The sequence below is a fragment of the Halobaculum sp. MBLA0147 genome (assembly GCF_041361345.1).
GTDB lineage: Archaea > Halobacteriota > Halobacteria > Halobacteriales > Haloferacaceae > JAHENP01.
On record NZ_JBGKAD010000001.1, the window covers coordinates 1,780,472 to 1,799,025 of the forward strand.

The following is an 18,554-nucleotide window of genomic DNA, read 5'->3' on the forward strand; positions in this document are numbered from 1 at the left end:
TCTGCTACCCGACTCGCAGCAGTGTCCTCAGCGCGCGTCGTTGCAGACGGCCACCAACTCGTCGACGACCGACACCTGCGCGGGTCGCTGTGGCGTGTGGAGCGGAGAGACGGCGATCTCGCCGTCCACGACCGCGGCGCGGTCGGACCACGGGGGGTAGTTGGCCTCCGTGTCGGCGGGCGTCGGGAACCGCTCCTCGCGCGAGACGACCGCCCAGTAGTCGTTCGCGAGTCGCACGTCGTCGGCCGGAGCGGACGCGTCCTGCCGGTCACTCTCGTCACTAGCCGCGGCGTCACCCCCGTCGTCGGCCGCGGAGGCGTCGGCAGCCTCACCGCCGTCACTTCCCGCCTCCGTGGCCGTCGACTCGGCCGCCACGGCGTAGTCCGCGAGCGGTCGGGTGACCCGGTACGTCGCCTCCGTCTCGACGGGGACGTTCACGCTCAGGTAGTCGACGTGGTCGAAGACGCCGCGGTCGGTGCCGTGCTCGACCAGTCGACGAGTCGCCGTCGCCGGGACGTGGTAGGTGAACCCCTCCGGCGGGAACAACTCCTCGCGGTGGTACCCTGAGACGGCGACGCCGGGTACCCCGAGGAACGCCCCCTCGACGACCGCGCCGACGGTGCCGGAGTGGCCCATCACGTACGCGCCGCAGTTCGGGCCGAGGTTGCAGCCGGAGACCACGAGGTCGAACGCCGTGTCGAGACCGTCGACGCCGTAGGCGACACAGTCCGCGGGTGTCCCGTCGACGACGTACCCCCACTCGTGGTCGTCGACGGCGACGCTGCGCGAGCGGGCGCGGCCGACGCCGCTGTGATCCTCGGCGGGCGCGACGACGGTCACGTCCGCGACCGCTCGGAGTTCCTCGTACAGCGCCGCCAGTCCCGGCGACTCTACGCCGTCGTCGTTCGTCAGGAGGACGCTGGTCACGAGCCGTGCGAGACACCCCGCGCCGAAGGGTGCGTCGGTTCCGGCGACGACTGGTCGCTGGCGACGACTGGTCGCTGGCGACGAGTGGGAGCCACTAGCGACTGGGAGCGAGTGGTGACGACCGACGACTGTCGGCACTCGATGGCGACCGACCACTCTCGGCACGCGGACGGACAAGCTAAACCCTCCCCGCCCGAACGACAGGGTGTGACAGACGACGCGCCGGACCCGGGAGCCGTCGAGTCGCCGCGACGGACGGACACGACGCCCTCGCCGCTGGACCCGACGGCGGTCGCGCCCGGCACGAGTGTCCTCGTCGCCGGGCCGGCGATGACCGGGAAGCGACGGCTCGCCTTCCAGTTGCTCGGTGGCTCCGCCTCGCGGACGGGCTGTCTGGTGACGACGAAGGCGCGCGCCCAGCGGGTGCGGTCGTGGGTGGAGGCGGTCGTCGGGGACACGAGCGACTGGGACCTCTCGGTCGTCGACTGCGTCGCACAGAGTACGAGTTTCGGCGAACGCGAGACGGAGCCGGACGTTGCCTACGTCTCCTCGCCGGCGGACCTCACCGGGATCGGGATCGAGCTGACGCGGCTGTTCTCGGGGTGGCACGCCGACGCGGTACGGGACCCGCGGCTGGCGGTCCACTCGCTGTCGACGCTGTTGATGTACGCGAGTCTGAAACAGGTGTACCGGTTCCTCTACGTCGTCACCGGCCGCCTCCGGGTGGTCGACGGCGTCGGCGCGTACACCCTCGACACGAACACGGGGAGTAGCGAGGTGCTCGACACCCTCACGCAGGTGTTCGACGCGCTCGTGGAGGTCCGCGACGAGGGCGAGCGGCCGGAGGTGCGCGTCCGCGGCGCCGACTTCGGGCCGCAGGCGTGGACGCCGTTCTGATCACGTCACGGTGTACTCGAGTAAGACGACGCCGCCGTCGTCTGACTCGCGAGTCCAGACTACTTTGATCGTGTCACCGGTCGTCAACTGAATCGCCGTACCGTCGACACCTGCGAAGAACGGATCACGGTTCTGGACGTACAGTGAGCCGTCCACGTCGTCGGGAACGCTTGGGAACACGTCTTGATCCGGTGCGGTGTAGCCGACTCCGTCCGCCGTGGCCGAGGAGTTCTTGTGCACGACCGTGATCGAGTCACCGGCTGTGACCGTCTCGGAGTCGTTCCAGAGTGTCCGCGCGCAGTTCGCCCCCGTGACCCACCCGTTCGGTCCGGCAGCGGCACAGGGGTCGTCGCTAGCGTTGACGCCGTACGCTGGTTCACCGTTGACGAGTACCTCGAGTCGGTCGTGTCGGATACTGTCGCCGCCTCTGTGCGTAATCGTCACCGCCGTGAACGACCGGTTCAACCCACCGGTCGCGACGACGAACGCCTCGGTCTGCTCGGATGTCAACGACACCGTCGGCGGCGGTTCGGACGTGTCACCGAGAACGAACACGAACGCCCCAACGGTGCCCGCGATCACGACCGTGACCGCGACGAGTAGTACCACAGCGACCACTGGCGAAACACCCCTCGCGACACCGTTCGACTCGCATGTACCCCCCACGTGCTTACGGATCACAGTCGAGGTACTATTAGTTGACGGAGGCACAGCCGTGATATTCGGACCGTGTGATTCGACACAAACGCAGTCGACGGAACTACTCGAGGTCGGCGTCTGCGCAGTGTTGTCAAAACAATCGAGCGTCTGAGACGTCGTGCGTCGACGGGTGATCTCGTGAACGGACCAGAGTCGTGTACACCCCCGGATCTCGCCTCTCGCTTCACGAGTCCTGTGTTGGTTCGGTCGACACGCCGGCCGAGACGTGCGGCTTCGGGCACAGGTCAACGCCGCGCCAGCCGCCGCACTCAGAAGAACTGACTCGCGAGTGCGGCCAGCGACTCCGTCGTCCGGTCGAAGGTGAAGACGAGTCCGGTCCACTCGGAGACGGGAACGTGGGCGACGACGGCCTCGTCGTACCAGCGGACGGTTGCGTCCAACTCCCCGAAGTCGTACAGCGTTCCCTCGCGTTCCGGCTCGCCCATCCCCTGCATGACGAACGTCTCGACGCGCGTGGTCAGTTCCGGCTCGGAGAACCCCTCGGTCACGTCGTCGCGGGCGTACACGACCTCGTAGTCGCCCCGGTCGTAGCGGGCGACGAGTCGGAGGGTGTCGCCGCCTTCCTCGAGGATGCGGTCGATCAGCTCCCGGACTGGCTCGTCGAGGCTGTCCACGTCGCGGTCGATCTCGTCCGGTTCGGCCACGTCGCTGGCGTCGTCGACGACGTGGCCGTCCGCGAGTTCCGTCTCCTCGATGTCGTCCATACCCACACGGTCGACGCGCGAGGGGTTAAATCGTCCGTGCGGTCTCCCTCCGACGCGTCCACGTGGTGGCTCCTCTCCCGGTCACCCACCGGCGCACTCGCCGTGGCCTCCCCTCGATCCACTCGCCGCGGTCGGTACACTCTCGGCGGCGGCGCACCACGATTGGGACATGGAGGTCCACACCGTCACCGCCGATGCGACGGAGTTCACCTGTAACGCGTACCTGTTGCCGGGCGAGCCGACGACGCTGATCGACGCCGGCACGATGCCCGGGGTCACGGACGTGATCGCCGACCACGTCGACACGCTCGACCGCGTCGTCTTGACCCACCAGCACGGGGACCACGTCGGCGAGTTGGACGCGGTTCTCGACGAGTTCGACGCGGAGCTGTACGCCTTCGGCGACCACCCGCGGCGTGCCGTCGCGTTGGCCGACGGCGACGAGATCGCCGTCGGCCCGGAGACGGCGGAGGTGGTCCACACGCCCGGCCACGCCGCCGACCACGTGAGTCTGGTCGGGGAGACGGCGCTGTTCTCGGGTGACGTGGTCGTCTACGAGGACGGCGCCTTCGACGACGGCTCCTTCGGCCGGACGGACATGGCCGGGCAGTCGCGCGAGACGCTGATCGAGAGCCTCCGGACACTCCTCGACCGGCTGCCGGCGTCGGTGACGACGATGTACGCCGGGCACGGCGACCCGTTCGACGCGACGAAGAGCGCGGAGAGCGTCCGCGACGTGATCGAGCGCGCACTGGAACGCGCCGACCGACGCGAACCGAAGTACCCCGACGAGTAGGGCGACGCGGTGGCGACGACGGGCAGCGGCGGTGCGGTGGGGTCACAACGCGGCACCGTCACGGCGAGACGACGGCGCCGCGGCGAGACGACAGCATCGCGGTCAGACGACGGCGCCGCGGCGAGACGACAGCATCGCGGTCAGACGACGGCGCCGCGGCGAGACGACAGCATCGCGGTCAGACGACGGCGCCGCGGCGAGACGACAGCATCGCGGTCAGACGACGGCGCCGCGGCGAGACGCACCGCTCGTCGGTGACTGTGTGCCGAGAAGGGACCGACGAGATCAGGCCGCGCGGGTCTCTTTGGCCTTCGGGCGCAGGTTCTTGTACCCGCACTTCCGGCAACTCGTCGCACGCGGGGAGTTGCGTGCGTTACACCGCATACAGATCTGTCGGTCCAACGTCCGCTGTTCTGCGGCCTCGAACTTCGCCATACCCGACACAGCGGGCTACCGGCTGTTAACGCTTGCGAGACACACGCGCAGCGACGGGCGACACCGCCGAGGCCGAGTTCCGGGCGACGCCGTGTGACCAGCGGGATCTCGGGGTCAGGCGCCGGCGTTCGACAGCGCCTCTTCGAGGTCCTCGCGCTGTGTGACGCCGACGAACCGTTCGACGACGCCGTCGTCGTTCTCGACGATCAGCGTCGGCAGCGAGCGGACGGAGTACTGGTTGGCGACGTCCTGCTCCTCTTCGACGTCGACCTTCTCGAAGCTCACGTCCGGGTAGTCCTCCTCGAGTTCCTCGAGGATCGGGTCTTGCGTCTTGCACGGGCCACACCAGTCCGCGTAGAAGTCCTTGAGTCGGACAGCCATACCCAGTCCTTACCGCTGGACCGCCGATAAGCGTTACTCAAGCGGACACGGGGGCGCACGACCGCCCGGACGAGCGGCTCGCGAGCGGCTCGTGACCACCGAGACGCGCCGAGCGCCGCGACACGCGACGGCGACTCCGAAAGGCTTACGCACCGATCCGGTCAACCAGAGGGTATGAGCAGCGGCCAGAACAGCGGCGGCCTGATGTCCAGTGCCGGTCTCGTCCGGTACTTCGACGCCGAAGACCGGAACGCGATCAAACTCGACCCGCGGACGGTCGTCGCCGTCGGCATCCTCTTCGGCATCCTGATCATCATCCTCCAGGCCACGGTCTGAGGCTCCTCGTGGCCGTCCGGATCGCGTCCGACGAGCCGTGGCCGTCTCCTCCTCGCCGTTCGGGTCGCGTCCGACGAGCCACCGCAACGCGCCACTCTGCGGCGCGTCACCGACGTCGACGTGGATCACGCCCGACCGACACCGGCACGGACGGCACTCGTCGGAAGGTTTTCGCCCGCGCGCCGCCCAGCGTTCGGTATGAGAGCTGGCGTCATCGCCGTGCAGGGCGACGTGTCCGAGCACGCGACGGCGATCCGGGACGCCGCCGCGTCCCACGGTATCGAGGCGGAGGTGGTCGAGGTGCGCGAGGCCGGGGTCGTCCCGGACTGTGACGCGCTCCTCCTCCCGGGTGGGGAGTCGACGACCATCTCGCGACTGCTCGCCGACGAGGGGATCGACGAGGAGATCCGTGCCCACGTCGCCGCCGGCAAGCCCGTACTGGCGACGTGTGCGGGGCTGATCGTCGCCTCGACGGACCCAAAGGACGACCGCGTGACGGAGTTGGACGTGCTCGACGTGACCGTCGACCGCAACGCGTTCGGGCGGCAGGCGGACTCCTTCGAGGCACCGCTCCCGGTCGCCGGGCTCGACGAACCGTTCCACGCCGTGTTCATCCGCGCCCCCGTGATCGACGAGGTGGGCGAGGACGTGACTGTCCTGGCGCGGTGGGACGGCGACGCCGTCGCGGTCCGGCAGGGTCCCGTGCTCGCGACCTCCTTCCACCCCGAGTTGACCGGCGACCACCGGATCCACGACCTCGCCTTCTTCGCCGAGGAACGCGCCGACGGCGAGGGTGCGTCGTCTGACGACGGGGACGAGGGTGCCGACGCGGCGGACACGGACGCGAGCCCGGAGGTGTCGACGTGACCGACGCGAGCGAGACGGCCGACTCGGACCCGGACACCGACACGGATACAGACACCGACACGGCGACCGACGAGACGCTGGCGGAGCTGTTCGCCACGATCGAGGACCGCAAACGCGAGTTGCCAGAGGACTCGTACACGGCGTCGTTGTTCACCCACGAGAAGGGCGCGAACGCGGTGTTGGAGAAGCTCGGGGAGGAGACGACGGAACTCGTCCTGGCGGCGAAGGACGGCGACGAGGCTGAGATCCGCCACGAGAGCGCCGACATCGTCTACCACCTGCTCGTCCTGCTGGCGATGGAGGACATGACACTGGCGGACCTCGACGCGGAACTGCGCGAGCGGTTCGCCTGAGCTGCGTCGGCGCTGGCTGTGTGGCGTCGAGTGCCGTCGGGTGGCCTGTCGGGGAGCGCTCCCGTCGCAGTGTCCCACACGGCAGTGTAACCGAGAGCGGCGGCTACTTACCGGCGGGGTGGCAACGACGAGGCGATGAGCGACAGTGACGTGGCGGTCGTCGTGGTGGACTACGGGCTCGGGAACCTCAGGAGCGTCACCCGCGGGTTGGAGCGGGCCGGCGCGGACGTGACCGTCTCGGAGGACCCGGCCGCGATCCACGACGCCGACGGCGTGGTGCTCCCCGGCGTGGGCGCGTTCCGCGAGGGGATGGACAACGCCGGGCCGTACCGCGAGGCGCTCGCGGAGTACGCCGCCGCCGGCCGCCCGCTGTTCGGGATCTGTCTCGGGATGCAGATGCTGTTGTCCACCAGCGAGGAGGCCGAACGCGAGGGCCAGGGTGACGCCGAGGGACTCGACCTGATCCCGGGGCGGAACGTCCGCTTCCGCGAGGCCGAGCCGATCCCGCAGATGGGGTGGAACGAACTCGACGTGGAACGGGAGCACCCGCTCGTCGAGGGTGTCGACGGGGAGTACGCCTACTTCGTCCACTCCTACTACGCCGTGCCGGACGACGACGGCGCCGTCGTGACGACCACCGACTACGACGGCGAGCCGTTCGCCTCCATCGTCGCGAACGACGCCGGCAACGTGTTCGGCACGCAGTTCCACCCGGAGAAGAGCGGCGAGACCGGCCTCCGCATCCTCGAGAACTTCGTCGAGATCTGCGCCGACAGCGACGCCTGACCTCGTGACCGTCCCCCTCGACGGCGACGCCGTCGCCACGACGACCGACAGCGTTTCCTCCCCGCCGCCGACAGTGTGAGTCAATCACATGACCGACGAGGAGCGTGCCGCCGACGAGGGGGTGGGAGCCGGCCGCGAGGCGGCTGACGAATCGGGAGACGAGAGTGAGACGCCGGGAGAGGCGACGGCGGCGGCCACGGCGACCGCCGCGGAGACGGCGACGGTGTTGTCGATCCTCCGTGAGAACGCCCGGACGAGCGTCGCGGACCTCGCCAGACAGACCGGGCTCGACGAGGCGACCGTCGAGACGGTGATCGAGGAGTTGGAGGCCGCGGACGTGATCCGCGGTTACCGGGCGGTCGTCGACTGGGACGCCGCCGACGCAGAGCGAGTGCGTGCGGCCGTCGAGTTGGACGTGGAGTTGGACCGCGAGACGGGGTACGGCGACGTGGCCGAACGGATCGCGCGGTTCCCCGAGGTGGAGGCGTTGCGTCTCGTCAGCGGCGACTACGACCTGCTCGTCGAGGTCGAGGGGGACTCGATGAGCGAGGTGTCGTCGTTCGTCGGCGAGCGCGTCGCACGCCTCCCGGCGGTGACGAACACGGTCACCCACTACGTGATGGACACCTACGCCGAGGCGGGGATCCTGTTCGGCGACGGTGACGACGACGACCGCCGCTCCGTCACGCCATGACCGTCGATCCCGCCGAACGCGTCGAGCGCGTACCACCCTCCGGGATCAGACGCTTCTTCGAGCTCGCGGAGGAGCGCGACGACGTGATCTCGCTCGGCGTCGGCGAACCGGACTTCTCGGCGCCGTGGGCCGCTCGCGAGGCGGCCGTGACCGCACTGGAACGTGGGCGGACGGCCTACACCGCCAACCGCGGCCGCACGGACCTCCGGCGGGCCATCGCCGACCACGTCGAGCGGGCGTACGACCTCTCGTACGACCCCGCCGAGGAGGTGTTGGTGACCGCCGGCGCGAGCGAGGGGATCGACCTCGCGTGTCGCGCGTTCGTCGACCCCGGCGACACGGTCGCGGTCGTCCAGCCGACGTACGTCTCCTACGTCCCGACGGTGACGTTCGCGGGCGGGGAGGTGCTCGACGTGCCGACGGACCCCGCCGACGACTACGCGCCGACGCGGACGGCGCTGGCGGCCGCCGGCGCCGAAGAGGCGGACGTCCTGTTGTACTGTGACCCGAACAACCCGACGGGCGCGGCGGCGAGCGAGGAACAACTCCGCGGCGTGGCGGCGTTCGCCCGCGAGCACGACCTCCTCGTGTTGGCCGACGAGATCTACGCCGGGTTGCGGTACGACGGCGAGCACACCTCCATCGCGACGCTGCCGGGGATGCGCGAGCGGACCGTCGTGTTCGGCGGGTTCTCGAAGACGTACGCGATGACGGGGATGCGACTCGGCTACCTCCTCGGCCCACCCGAGGCGGTGCGGGCCGCGAACCGCATCCACCAGTACACGATGCTGTCCGCCCCGACGACGGCCCAGGCGGCGGCCGTCGAGGCACTGCGCTCGTGTGACGACGCGGTGGCGGAGATGCGGGCGGCGTACGACCGCCGCCGGGAGTACCTGCTGTCCCGGTTCGCGGAGTTGGGGATCGACTGTCCGCGACCGAAGGGGGCGTTCTACGCGTTCCCGGCGGCACCGGGCGGGGACGGCGAGGCGTTCGCGGAGGCGCTGCTCGAGGAGGCCGGCGTCGCGGTCGTCCCCGGCGACGTGTTCGGTGCCGGCGGCGAGGGGCGGCTGCGAGTGTCGTACGCCACCGGCCTCGACCAGTTGAAGACCGCGACCGCGCGACTGGAGGCGTTCCTCGACGAGGAGTGGTAGCGGCGGCGTCACGGGGAAGGCGGCACCCTCGGGAGTCAGCGAACGCCAACGTTCTCGCGGACGACCCGCGGACGGCGGCGTGAGGTGAGAGTCACCCGTCCGCGCTACGCGGCGTCCAGCCCCGGAGCGTGGCGGCGGCGACGCCACCGACGACGAACGCGACCGGGAGCGCGGTCGTCCGGACGACGAGCACGGCGGCGGTGGCCGCACTCGCCGGGACGGCGACGACGGCGACGATCGCGCCGACGAGCAACAGGTCGTACGCGCCCACGCTGCCCGGGATCGGGACGACGCTGGCGACCTGCGGGAGCGGCACCAACGCCACGAGCGGGACGTACGCGGCCGTGCTGCCGGTACCGGCGAGAGCGACCCACAGCGCCCCCGCCGTGAGCAGCTGTTCGGCGACGCCCGCGACCGCGATGGTGCCCAGCAGCCGCGGCCGCTCGCCGAACACCAGTGCGCGTCCCCAGAACCGGTCGACCGCCGCGACGACCGCCGCGCGCCCGTACGGCTCCGCCCGCCAGAGTCCGGAGAGTCGACGGACGACGGGTGTCAGAACGGCGACGACCAGTCGTGACAGCGCGCCACGCGCCCGAACCGCCGCGATCCCGACGAGGATGAGTCCGACCGTGGCGGCGACGAGCGTGCCCACGATGACGGCCGCCGAGGGGCCGCTCGGGGCGGTCGCCGTCGCAGTGTTCGTCCCGCTCGCCGTCGCGTCCGCTGCGGTAGTCGTCCCGGTCCCCGTCGGGACGCTCCCAGTCGCGACCACCAGTACGCCGAGTGCAGCCGAGACCGCCAACTGCGAGCCGGACTTGACGTACTTCGCCGTCGAGCGCACGCCCAGGGCGTCAGCGTAGCCGGTCCCCGTCGCCACGGAGAGGAACCGCGCGACGATGGGTTCGGAACTCACCGGGCCGGCCGGACTGACGGTGTCGAAGAAGTCGCCGGCGAGCGCGAACCGGAGGCTGTCGCGGCCGTCGAGCCCCGACCCGAGCGGCTGGGTGGAGGCCCACACGCCGAGCCCGTCGACGAGCGCCTCGGAGACGACGAGCGCGACGACGGCGACGAGCGCCCACGCGGCGAGGCGGCGGGCACGCGCCACCACGTCCGCGACGCCGACGAACTGGACGGTGACCACCAGCGCCGCGAGCCCGACGCCGAGTCCGACGAGGAACCGCGCGAGACGGCGCACGCCCCGCGGTGTGGGGCGGACGGCGGAGAGGGTTTCGGAGACGGCTCCGCTCGTCGCCACCCGACTCAGGTCGCGTCGAGTCCGTAGCCGGGGAGGGCCGCGAGGATCGCGTCACTGTCGGCCAGCACCGCGCGCAGCCGGTCGACACCGGGCTTCGACTGGCGGTCCGTGGCAGCCCACAGCCGGACCCGCTGGGTGCCGACGGAGACGAACCCGGCGTCGAGGCGGTCGGCGGTGGCGCGCAACCCCAGCCCGACGTCGGCGTCGCCGGCCAGCACTCGACGGGCGGGCGACTCGTGAGCGCGGACGGCGCGGTCGAAGCCGTCGATGGACGCGACGAGCGCGCGGCGGACGGTGTCGCGCTCGTCGGCCAGGTCCGCGACCGCGTTCCCGAAACTCGTCCGCAGGCCGGAGTCGCCGTCCCGGTTGACGAAGCGTAACTCGCGGTCGACGAGGTCCGCGACGCCCGTCACGTCGGCCGGGTTGCCCGGCGGGACGATCAACCCCCACTCGCGGCGCCAGCCGCCGAGTTCGACGCCAGGTGGCTCCCGGTCGAGTGGCCCGGCCGTCACCGCGACGTCCGGGACGCCCGCGCGGAGTTCGCGGAGGCCGCGACGGCTCCCCTCGGGGAGGTACCGCGGGCGGTCGAGTCGGTCGAGCAGTCGCGACAGCGCCGGGTCGTCTTCGCCGACGCCGAACAGCGTCGGTGGACGGACGCTCGGCGAGAACAGTTCCACCTCGACGGTCTCCCCGGCCGCGAGGAAGGCCGTGTCGGGATCCACCGGCACGACGCCGTCGGCGTCGACGAGACTCGTCGTCGCCCCCGACCCCTTGTCGACCGGGTAGACGAGCGTCTCCCCGTCCCCGTCGGTCACGAGCCCGACCGGGACGAGCCGGCGACGCCCACCCTCGTACCGCTCCTCGACGGCCATCTCGCCCGTCACCGTCGCCGTCGCCGGCGCCGGGAGCCCCGCGGCCTCGCGGATCGCCGGCGCGACGAACGTCCGGAAGATCGTCAGTGCCGACACCGGGTACCCCGGGAGGCCGACGTACGCGCCGTCACCGATCCGGCCGACGAGCGTCGGTTTCCCGGGTTTGACCGCGACGCCGTGCAAGAGGAGCTCCCCGCGGTCCTCGATCACGCGGTAGATCACGTCCACGGCGCTCGCGGAGGTGGACCCGGAGGACAACACCAGATCACACTCCTCGCTGGCCTCGATCAGGAGTCGCTCCATCTCCTCGTAGTCGTCGCCCGCGTGCGGGTACAGTCGCGGCTCGCCCCCCGCCTCCGCGACGCCGGCAGCGATCGTGTAGCTGTTCACGTCGTAGATCTCCCCGCGCGCGTCGTCGAGCGGCTCCCCCGGCCGGACGAGTTCGTCACCGGTCGAGACGATGCCGACCGTGGGCTGACCACGGACGGGCACCTCGTCGACCCCGAGCGCGGACAGGAGCCCGATCTCGCGCGGGGTGAGCTCCGTTCCCGGGCCGAGCGCGCGGGCGCCGGCCGCCACGTCCGCACCGGCGAACATCACGTTCTCGCCGGGTGCGACGGCGCTGCGAACCGCGACGGCCGTCCCGTCACCGGACGCCTCGTCGTCACCGGCCACTCCCTCGTCACCACTGGACGCCTCGCCGTCACCGGCCACTCCCTCGTCACCACTGGACGCCTCGTCGTCACCGGCCACTCCCCCGTCACCACTGGACGCCTCGTCGTCGCCACCGGACGCACCGTGCGCGTCGGCACCGCCCTCGTCCGGCAGCCGGTGGGCGGGAACTTCGTCCGTCTCCTCGACGATCACGACGGCGTCGGCGCCGGGCGGGAGCACCGCCCCGGTCGACACCTCGACACAGGTGCCCGACTCGACGGTCGCGTCGGGTTCGCTGCCGGCGTGAACGGTCCCGACCTGTCGGAGCACGGCCGGGGCGGCCTCGTCCGCGCCGAAGGTGTCGGCGGCTCGCACCGCGTAGCCGTCCATCGACGCGCGGTCGAAGCCGGGCACGTCGCGGTCGGCGTCGACACGCTCGGCGAGGACGCGACCGCGCGCCTCGGCCAACGGGACACGCTCGGGTGTCCCCGAGAGGTCCAGCGAGGCGATCGTCTCCCGTAGCGTCTCCGGCTCCGCGAGGTCGCGGAACTCGCGGCGGTCGCTCACGCCGACGCACCCCCTGCGACCGCCGTCGCCGCGTCCGGCCCGCTCCACAGTTGTACGTCCACCGTCGTGCCGGCCGGGAACCCCTCTCGGGACTCCGGCACCACCACCCAGCCGTCCGCGAGCGCGACCGACGAGAGCACCCCCGCGCCGGCCGCCCGCACCGGCTCCGCCGAGCAGTTGTCGTCTGCCGGCGTCGAGTCCGTCGGCGTCCAGTCGCCCGTCGACGAGCCGGAACTGGATGTCCCGTCGCGCTCCGCCCCGTCCGCCGTCTGGAGCCGGACACGTGCGAACGTCCGCGTGCCGGGCTCGGAGGCGACCTTCCGAGTGAGCGTCGCGCGTCGTATCGGGAACCGCGCGACGCTGCCGCCGGCGAGGCGCCCGACCGTCGGTCGCAGGAACTGCGTCGCGACGACGAGACAGGCGACCGGGTAGCCCGGCAGCGACACCACCGGCGTGTCGTCGACGACACCCAACGCGGCCGGGTGGCCCGGCTCCAGCGCGAGGCCGTGGACCGACACCTCGCCCACCTCGGCGATCGCCTCGGGTACCAGGTCGCGCTCGCCGACGGCGGAGCCGCCGGTGGTGACGACGGCGTCGGCGTCCGTCGCCGCCGCGAGCGCCGCCCGCAGTCGTTCGGGGTCGTCGGGGACGGGGTCGCGGCGGGTCGCCACGCCACCCCAGCGGGCGACGAACTGCGCGAGGGTGTGGCCGTTCGTCTCGACGGTCTCCCCCGAGCCCGGGTCCTCGGCGACGAGCTCCTCGCCGGTGGGGATGACGGCCACCGCGGGGCGCTCTGCGACCGGGACACGCGAGACCCCGGTGGCACGGAGGAGGCCGAGGTCCGCCGGGCGGAGCCGGTGGCCGGCGTCGTACAGCGGCTGGTCGGCGGTCACGTCCTCCCCAGCGCTGGCGACGTTCGCACCCGTCGTCACCGCCGTCTCGACCGCGAGTTCTGTCGCGTCGTCCGCGGTCGGGGCGGAGTCGCGTCGCGAGACGCGCTCGACACGGACGACGGCGTCGGCACCCGCGGGCAGCGGCTCGCCGGTGTCGACGCGGCGAGCCTCCCCCGAACGGACTGTGGGTCCGGTGGTGTCGTCGGGCGTCTCTCCCGGTCGTGTGACGACACGGAGCGTCGCCGGAGACCGGACGTTCGCGCCGAAGGTGTCGGCGGCCCGCACCGCGTAGCCGTCCATCGCGGCGCGATCCTCGTGGGGGACGGGCCGGTCCGCGGCGACCGGCGCGGCGAGCGTCCGGCCGTCGGCGGCCGCGAGCGGCACCCGCTCGGTCCGGCCGTGGGGGTCGACGTGCTCGCGCAGCGTCGCGAGCGCGTCCGCGACCCGGGTAGTCTCCTTGAACCCGGTCGTCGTGCGGTCGTGACTCATACCGTCGGGTTCGGGCGCGCCGGTGTTGGCACTGTCGGCTGTCGACCGGCGACACCACGGTGGCGTCGGGAGAGCGGCGGAACGGCGGCGACGGCCGACCCCGAGCCCCACGTTCACAGCAGATCGCGCGAGCGGAACAGGACGAGCCCGACGACGGGGACCACGCAGGCCCACGCGAGTAACACCGCGGCCGCGAACCCCGGCGAAGTGGCGACCGTCGAGACACCCTCGTCGGGGCGCGCCAACAGCGGGTGGTACTCGAGCGCGCCGCCGAAGCCGGCGGTGAGTCTCACGTAGGCGTTGATCGGGTTGAGACGGCCCGTCCAGTAGAACCACGTCGGCTTCGGGTACGGGTTGTCGAGGAGCGCGACGGCGAGGAACCGGACCGCGGTCCAGCCGACGCGCAAGACGAGGAACGCCGTGACGCTGACCGCGACCGCACGAGCGGTCGTCTCTGCGTACGCCGAGGCGGCCAACCCGATCCCGACGAACAACACGACGTACGGCACCGACACGACCGCGATCCCGAGCGCGGCGACGACCCCGCCGCCCTCGAAGAACGCCGGTACCAGCACGGCGGCCAACAACAGCCCACCCAACAGCGGGAGGAGGACGACCAGCGTCCGACTCAGTAATTTCCCGAGGTAGGCGTCGTCGCGCGAGTTCGGGAGTCCGAGCAGGAACCGCACACTCCCCGTCTCTCGCTCGCGGACGAACGCGCCGTAACTCGCCAACAGTGCGACGACGGGGACGAGGAACGACAGCGCTCCGCCGAGGGCCGTCACCGCCCCAGACACCTCCGGGGTGTACTGGTCGCGCAGCGGACTGCCGGTCGGGGCGAGCAACACGAACCCGGTCGCCGCCAGCGTGAACGTCACCGTCAGTCCCGCGACGGCTCGCGGGCGGCCGGTGACGACGAGCGCCGCCAGCGTCACGAGCGTGAACACGCCGACGACGCCGCCGAGGATCGCCGCCTCGTTCGACAGCGCGAGCAGGCCGACGCCGACGACCGTCGCCAGCGCCATCACCGCCGCCGCGCCCGCGCCGATCCGCGACCGGTAGACGCTCGTGAGGTCGCGCTCCATCACGGTCCGCCACGTCACGCGCGATCACCCCCGTCTGCGGCCGGTTTTCGCTGCGCCGCCGTCTCGTCGTCACCGTCTGCCCTGGCTGACGAGACGGGATCGCCCGCCGACGAGACGGCGTCGTCGGTCCCGTCCGCCGTCACTGGACCACCCTCGGCAGTGTACCGCGAGAACACGTCGTCGAGCGAGGCGCGATCCACGGTGAAGTCGCGGTAGACGCCCGCGTCCGCGACCGTCTCCAACACGGCGAGTTTCGTCTCCCCGTCGCCGCGACACCGCACGCGAATCCGGTCGTCGCGCGCACGGACCGCGGCGACGCCCTCCTGTCGGCGGAGTCGTCGCAACAACGCGTCGGGCGTCCCCGTGACGGTGACGGTGAGCTCCGTCCCGGTGTCGAACCGCTCGCGGAGGTCGGCGAGACTCCCCTCCGCGATCAACTCCCCGTCGGCGAGGATGCCGACGCGGTCCGCGACGGCCTCCACCTGGTCGAGGATGTGCGACGAGAAGAAGACGGCCGTCCCGTCGCGCGCCTCCTCGCGGACGATCTCCCGGAGCGTCCGGGCGCCGTTCGGGTCGAGTCCGGTGGAGGGTTCGTCGAACACGAGCAACTCGGGGTCGCCGACGAGTGCCACCGCCAACGCCATCCGCTGGCGCATCCCCTTCGAGTAGTCGCCCGCCGGGCGGTCGGCGGCGTCCCGTAACCCGACGCGGGCCAGCAGTTCGTCGGGGTCGTCGGCGGCGTCCTTCGTCTCGGTGGCGTGTTCGACGTGTTCGCGCCCGGTGAGCCGCGGGTACGCGCCGAACCCCTCCAGGAGGAGGCCGACGCGCCGGCGGACCGCGACCGGTTCTGTCGCCGGGTCGAGTCCGAGGACGCGCACGTCGCCGGCCGTCGGGGAGACGAACTGGAGCGCGGCGTTGATCGTCGTCGACTTCCCCGCCCCGTTCGGGCCGAGGAACCCGTACACCTCCCCACGCTCGACCGTGATCGAGAGGTCCTCGACCGCGGCCAGGTCGCCGTACCGCTGTGTCAGCCCGTCGATCTCGAGTGCTGGCGCGTCGGCGGCCTCGGTGGTGGCCGCGTCGGCGGACTCGGCGGTGGGCGCGGCGGCGGACCCGGCGGTGTCGTCGCCGGTGGCTCGGGTGGTGTCACCGGCGTCTCGGGTGGTGTCGCGGTCGCCGTCGTCGGTCGGATCGCCGTCGCTCCGCCGATCCGGTGGAGGCGTGGACATGGAGGGCTCTGCCGGAGTGGGGTGTCGCCGGTGAGGTAAGTCTTGTTGCGTCGCGAGACGGTGCGACGAGGCGAGGCGGCGGCGAGTCCGTGTACCGGGAACCGTCCGCGGCTACGCGAGGTGTCGTCCCCGGACGGTCGAGTGCATCTCTCCTCTCCGTACACCACGGGCCGATGATCGTTGGCTCGATCTGGCTCTCACACGATCACGTCACGATCACCTGTCGTCGCTCGTCGACCGCCCGTTCGCGGGCTCGGTGGTCGTCGTGGGGTGCCAGAACGTTCCAGCGAAGGGTGTGTCGGTGAACGGAGATCTCGTCGACGACTCGATGCGGAGGGGCTGTGTCGTCGGTGACCTGCAGGGACTTCACAAACTCAAGGAGGAAGCCCACGACTTCAGTCGTGGGTAACTGACCTATCCATCTCGAACGGCACGGACCGTCTGGATCAGTGAACCAAGGTAGCCGAATACTGCCGTGAGACCGCCGACGAGGACCAGTAGTCCGTTTCCTTCCGGGGTGTTGTTCATCCCGATGACGAGCACCGCCAACCCGAACAGGAGTGTGTCTCTTGTGAGACTCACATTTCTCTCAACTCACGACGGTGTGGAACTCTTTGTGGTTCGCTCTCGTGTGATCCTACAGACGGCCAAAGCGAATCCAACGGGATCGTCCGTTCGGAACGTACTCGCTACCGACCGCCCTCCACCGCCGACGGGCTACACGGGACCGGTACGACCGAAACCGTTAGATACTGACCCGTGTTACCGATCCACATGGAACGGGTGAGCGGAGACGCGGCGACCGAGACACGAACCGACGACCACACGGAGACACGAGGACGGGTCGTCCGCGAACCGTCTGCCGACGGCGACACGACCGGCGACGTGCGTGCGTGGGTCGAGAGCCTGTTCGTTCGGTGAGTCGGATGGGGGCTGTTCGTGCGGTGACGATCCCGAGCCTCGTTCGCCCGACGATCCCGAACTCCGTTCGTCTCGTGACGAGCCCGGGAGTCTGTCGTCTCGCCGGGCAGTCGAGCCACGAGTAGCCGCCGGACCGCAGCCCCCGGCCCGAAGGGGTTTACCCGTCGGGCGCCACGCACACGGTACGACGCGATGGAAGAGAGCATCTCCGGCTTCGAGGTTCGTGGCGACTGGGGCGACGTGGTGGAACACGGCGAGCGGATCACCCACGCGCTCAGAGAGGTCGGTGTCACCGACGGGGAGTGGGACGAGGCGGAGACCGACTACGCCGCGGCCTTCGAAGAGTGGGACGAGTGGCGGCCGAAGGCACACGAGCGACTCGGCGAGGACGTCGAACAGAAGACCGCCGAGCAGGCCAGCGTCGCCGAGGGTGAGGGCGAGAAGGCCGGCGAGGAGCCGTCGGACGACCTCCGGACCGCGGGCGAGAAGCTCTCGGAGTCGTACGAGCAGGTGGCCGCCGGGGACGACCGCGGCGCGCTCGAACGGTGGCAAGACTCCATCGACCACGTGGTGCGTGCCGCCGACTCGGCCGGCCGGCGGGCGGTCCGGTCCGTCGAGGACACCGTCTACCGGCGCGTGATGACGCAGTTGGCCCCCTACTACTTCGACAACGCGCTCGTCTCCGCGAACGTCCAGAAGACGACCCGCGGCGACGAGGACGGGCCGGTGTTCGTCTTCGAGGTGAACGTCAACGACGACGACCTCAAGGCCGCCGTCTCGGACCGGTTGGCCGAGTTCGACGAGACCGTCGACCGCTGGCACGTCGACACCCAGAAGGACGTCGACGTGGCCGAGGCCGCCGAGGGTGTCGAACCGCCGACCGACAGCACCGACGGTGACGGCACCGCCGACCGCTCGGAGTCGACGACGAACTGAGCGGGCGACCGCTCGGAGTCGACGACGACCCGAGCGGGCGGTTGTGGCACCGGCGAGAACGCGAGGGACGACCCCCGGACGCCGTCACGCCGGCTCTCACCGTCACGCCGTCGCGCCGGCCTTCAACTCGACGCGGTAGCCGAACGGGTCCCGGAGGTACACCGCGTCGGCGGTGCCGGTCGCGCCGAGCGGCTCGTCGAGTCGGCTCTCGACCGCGAGGTCGTTCTCTTCGAGCGTCGCGACGATCTCGTCGATCCCGGCGTCGACGAGCAGCGCCACGTGGTCGTAGTTGGTCGCCTCGGGGCGGTCGAACTCCGAGGTGGGCCAGAGGTGGATCACGTGTGCCGGCGCGAGTCGCACGTCGAAGAACGGCTTCTCGTCGTCGCGGTAGCGGTCCAACCCCTCGATCTCGAGGTCCAACCCGTCGCGGTAGAACGCGAGCGCGTCGTCGACGCCGTCCGCCGGAATCCGGAGGTTCACGTGGTCGATGGCTGTGACGTTCACGGCTCCGTGTCGGGGCGCGACGCGCAACAATCTGTCTCTAGGCCGTGTCGTCTGTCAACCCAAAGTGGTTTACAGCCCGGATATAAAGTGTATTCTGTTGAC

The 18,554-nt window shown here is 71.0% G+C and carries 23 protein-coding genes; 10 read left to right on the top strand and 13 right to left on the bottom strand.

Annotated features, from left to right (window positions below):
- Positions 1-27: 27 nt before the first annotated feature.
- Positions 28-927, bottom strand: a complete 900-nt coding sequence (surE, locus tag RYH80_RS08455; protein WP_370903418.1) for a 5'/3'-nucleotidase SurE — start codon at positions 925-927, stop codon at positions 28-30.
- Between the two features lie 207 nt (positions 928-1,134).
- Between surE and RYH80_RS08460 the strand changes: the two genes are divergently transcribed.
- Positions 1,135-1,824: an RAD55 family ATPase gene (locus RYH80_RS08460; protein ID WP_370903419.1), complete on the top strand. Its 690-nt coding sequence runs from the start codon at positions 1,135-1,137 to the stop codon at positions 1,822-1,824.
- Here the strand turns inward: RYH80_RS08460 and RYH80_RS08465 are convergent, their stop codons facing one another.
- Together RYH80_RS08465 and RYH80_RS08470 are read right to left on the bottom strand one after the other, a co-directional pair.
- The gene (locus RYH80_RS08465) at positions 1,825-2,865 is read right to left on the bottom strand and encodes a type IV pilin domain-containing protein (RefSeq protein WP_370903420.1); all 1,041 of its coding nucleotides are present in this window, start codon (positions 2,863-2,865) and stop codon (positions 1,825-1,827) included. It lies immediately after the preceding gene.
- Entirely contained in the window at positions 2,793-3,248 is a 456-nt protein-coding gene (locus RYH80_RS08470) for a DUF7522 family protein (protein WP_370903421.1), read from the bottom strand. Before RYH80_RS08470 ends, RYH80_RS08465 begins: the two co-directional genes overlap by 73 nt.
- A gap of 169 nt (positions 3,249-3,417) precedes the next feature.
- Between RYH80_RS08470 and RYH80_RS08475 the strand changes: the two genes are divergently transcribed.
- Positions 3,418-4,044, top strand: coding sequence for an MBL fold metallo-hydrolase (locus RYH80_RS08475; RefSeq protein WP_370903422.1), 627 nt, complete (start codon positions 3,418-3,420; stop codon positions 4,042-4,044).
- Positions 4,045-4,329: 285 nt separating this feature from the next.
- Here the strand turns inward: RYH80_RS08475 and RYH80_RS08480 are convergent, their stop codons facing one another.
- Both RYH80_RS08480 and RYH80_RS08485 read right to left on the bottom strand, forming a co-directional pair.
- Positions 4,330-4,479 (bottom strand): 50S ribosomal protein L40e, encoded by a 150-nt coding sequence (locus RYH80_RS08480; protein WP_370903424.1) that lies wholly within the window; start codon positions 4,477-4,479, stop codon positions 4,330-4,332.
- A gap of 114 nt (positions 4,480-4,593) precedes the next feature.
- Complete coding sequence (locus tag RYH80_RS08485) at positions 4,594-4,860, bottom strand: thioredoxin family protein (RefSeq protein WP_370903425.1); 267 nt, start codon at positions 4,858-4,860, stop codon at positions 4,594-4,596.
- Positions 4,861-5,034: 174 nt separating this feature from the next.
- Here RYH80_RS08485 and RYH80_RS08490 point away from each other — a divergent pair, with 174 nt between their 5' ends.
- From RYH80_RS08490 to RYH80_RS08515, 6 genes are all read left to right on the top strand, one after another.
- The gene (locus RYH80_RS08490; RefSeq protein ID WP_370903426.1) at positions 5,035-5,196 is read left to right on the top strand and encodes a preprotein translocase subunit Sec61beta; all 162 of its coding nucleotides are present in this window, start codon (positions 5,035-5,037) and stop codon (positions 5,194-5,196) included.
- Positions 5,197-5,394: 198 nt separating this feature from the next.
- The gene (pdxT, locus tag RYH80_RS08495) at positions 5,395-6,063 is read left to right on the top strand and encodes a pyridoxal 5'-phosphate synthase glutaminase subunit PdxT (RefSeq protein WP_370903427.1); all 669 of its coding nucleotides are present in this window, start codon (positions 5,395-5,397) and stop codon (positions 6,061-6,063) included.
- Between the two features lie 77 nt (positions 6,064-6,140).
- On the top strand, positions 6,141-6,416 hold the full coding sequence (gene hisE / locus RYH80_RS08500; RefSeq protein ID WP_370904691.1) for a phosphoribosyl-ATP diphosphatase: 276 nt from the start codon (positions 6,141-6,143) through the stop codon (positions 6,414-6,416).
- A gap of 135 nt (positions 6,417-6,551) precedes the next feature.
- Positions 6,552-7,202 carry an imidazole glycerol phosphate synthase subunit HisH gene (hisH, locus tag RYH80_RS08505; RefSeq protein ID WP_370903428.1) on the top strand — a complete coding sequence of 217 codons (651 nt, stop codon included), beginning with the start codon at positions 6,552-6,554 and terminating at the stop codon, positions 7,200-7,202.
- A gap of 88 nt (positions 7,203-7,290) precedes the next feature.
- Positions 7,291-7,896, top strand: a complete 606-nt coding sequence (locus tag RYH80_RS08510; RefSeq protein WP_370903429.1) for an Lrp/AsnC family transcriptional regulator — start codon at positions 7,291-7,293, stop codon at positions 7,894-7,896.
- Entirely contained in the window at positions 7,893-9,047 is a 1,155-nt protein-coding gene (locus RYH80_RS08515) for a pyridoxal phosphate-dependent aminotransferase (protein ID WP_370903430.1), read from the top strand. Before RYH80_RS08510 ends, RYH80_RS08515 begins: the two co-directional genes overlap by 4 nt.
- Before the next feature lie 91 nt (positions 9,048-9,138).
- On the opposite strand, the gene RYH80_RS08520 is transcribed toward RYH80_RS08515, so the two are convergent.
- The 7 genes from RYH80_RS08520 to RYH80_RS08550 form a co-directional block, all read right to left on the bottom strand.
- On the bottom strand, positions 9,139-10,242 hold the full coding sequence (locus tag RYH80_RS08520) for a lysylphosphatidylglycerol synthase domain-containing protein (protein ID WP_370903431.1): 1,104 nt from the start codon (positions 10,240-10,242) through the stop codon (positions 9,139-9,141).
- Between the two features lie 65 nt (positions 10,243-10,307).
- The gene (locus tag RYH80_RS08525) at positions 10,308-12,395 is read right to left on the bottom strand and encodes a molybdopterin biosynthesis protein (RefSeq protein ID WP_370903432.1); all 2,088 of its coding nucleotides are present in this window, start codon (positions 12,393-12,395) and stop codon (positions 10,308-10,310) included.
- Positions 12,392-13,777, bottom strand: a complete 1,386-nt coding sequence (locus tag RYH80_RS08530) for a molybdopterin molybdotransferase MoeA (RefSeq protein ID WP_370903433.1) — start codon at positions 13,775-13,777, stop codon at positions 12,392-12,394. The genes RYH80_RS08525 and RYH80_RS08530 overlap by 4 nt, the downstream gene beginning before the upstream one ends.
- 113 nt (positions 13,778-13,890) lie before the next feature.
- On the bottom strand, positions 13,891-14,880 hold the full coding sequence (locus RYH80_RS08535; protein WP_370903434.1) for an ABC transporter permease subunit: 990 nt from the start codon (positions 14,878-14,880) through the stop codon (positions 13,891-13,893).
- Entirely contained in the window at positions 14,877-16,091 is a 1,215-nt protein-coding gene (locus tag RYH80_RS08540) for an ABC transporter ATP-binding protein (protein WP_370903435.1), read from the bottom strand. Before RYH80_RS08540 ends, RYH80_RS08535 begins: the two co-directional genes overlap by 4 nt.
- Before the next feature lie 205 nt (positions 16,092-16,296).
- Positions 16,297-16,482: a hypothetical protein gene (locus tag RYH80_RS08545; RefSeq protein ID WP_370903436.1), complete on the bottom strand. Its 186-nt coding sequence runs from the start codon at positions 16,480-16,482 to the stop codon at positions 16,297-16,299.
- Between the two features lie 23 nt (positions 16,483-16,505).
- Positions 16,506-16,673: a hypothetical protein gene (locus RYH80_RS08550; protein WP_370903437.1), complete on the bottom strand. Its 168-nt coding sequence runs from the start codon at positions 16,671-16,673 to the stop codon at positions 16,506-16,508.
- Between the two features lie 192 nt (positions 16,674-16,865).
- Between RYH80_RS08550 and RYH80_RS08555 the strand changes: the two genes are divergently transcribed.
- Positions 16,866-17,012, top strand: coding sequence for a hypothetical protein (locus RYH80_RS08555; RefSeq protein WP_370903438.1), 147 nt, complete (start codon positions 16,866-16,868; stop codon positions 17,010-17,012).
- A gap of 192 nt (positions 17,013-17,204) precedes the next feature.
- Positions 17,205-17,948 carry a DUF5828 family protein gene (locus tag RYH80_RS08560; RefSeq protein ID WP_370903439.1) on the top strand — a complete coding sequence of 248 codons (744 nt, stop codon included), beginning with the start codon at positions 17,205-17,207 and terminating at the stop codon, positions 17,946-17,948.
- Between the two features lie 102 nt (positions 17,949-18,050).
- Here the strand turns inward: RYH80_RS08560 and RYH80_RS08565 are convergent, their stop codons facing one another.
- Positions 18,051-18,452, bottom strand: a complete 402-nt coding sequence (locus tag RYH80_RS08565; protein WP_370903440.1) for a VOC family protein — start codon at positions 18,450-18,452, stop codon at positions 18,051-18,053.
- Positions 18,453-18,554 lie beyond the last annotated feature (102 nt).

Excerpts from the sequence above, each read along its gene's own strand:
- RYH80_RS08470 (WP_370903421.1), bottom strand. The coding sequence starts at position 3,248 with ATGGACGACATCGAGGAGACGGAACTCGCGGACGGCCACGTCGTCGAC.
- RYH80_RS08475 (WP_370903422.1), top strand. The coding sequence starts at position 3,418 with ATGGAGGTCCACACCGTCACCGCCGATGCGACGGAGTTCACCTGTAAC.
- RYH80_RS08480 (WP_370903424.1), bottom strand. The coding sequence starts at position 4,479 with ATGGCGAAGTTCGAGGCCGCAGAACAGCGGACGTTGGACCGACAGATC.
- RYH80_RS08485 (WP_370903425.1), bottom strand. The coding sequence starts at position 4,860 with ATGGCTGTCCGACTCAAGGACTTCTACGCGGACTGGTGTGGCCCGTGC.
- RYH80_RS08490 (WP_370903426.1), top strand. The coding sequence starts at position 5,035 with ATGAGCAGCGGCCAGAACAGCGGCGGCCTGATGTCCAGTGCCGGTCTC.
- pdxT (WP_370903427.1), top strand. The coding sequence starts at position 5,395 with ATGAGAGCTGGCGTCATCGCCGTGCAGGGCGACGTGTCCGAGCACGCG.
- hisH (WP_370903428.1), top strand. The coding sequence starts at position 6,552 with ATGAGCGACAGTGACGTGGCGGTCGTCGTGGTGGACTACGGGCTCGGG.
- RYH80_RS08510 (WP_370903429.1), top strand. The coding sequence starts at position 7,291 with ATGACCGACGAGGAGCGTGCCGCCGACGAGGGGGTGGGAGCCGGCCGC.
- RYH80_RS08515 (WP_370903430.1), top strand. The coding sequence starts at position 7,893 with ATGACCGTCGATCCCGCCGAACGCGTCGAGCGCGTACCACCCTCCGGG.
- RYH80_RS08530 (WP_370903433.1), bottom strand. The coding sequence starts at position 13,777 with ATGAGTCACGACCGCACGACGACCGGGTTCAAGGAGACTACCCGGGTC.
- RYH80_RS08540 (WP_370903435.1), bottom strand. The coding sequence starts at position 16,091 with ATGTCCACGCCTCCACCGGATCGGCGGAGCGACGGCGATCCGACCGAC.
- RYH80_RS08555 (WP_370903438.1), top strand. The coding sequence starts at position 16,866 with ATGGAACGGGTGAGCGGAGACGCGGCGACCGAGACACGAACCGACGAC.
- RYH80_RS08560 (WP_370903439.1), top strand. The coding sequence starts at position 17,205 with ATGGAAGAGAGCATCTCCGGCTTCGAGGTTCGTGGCGACTGGGGCGAC.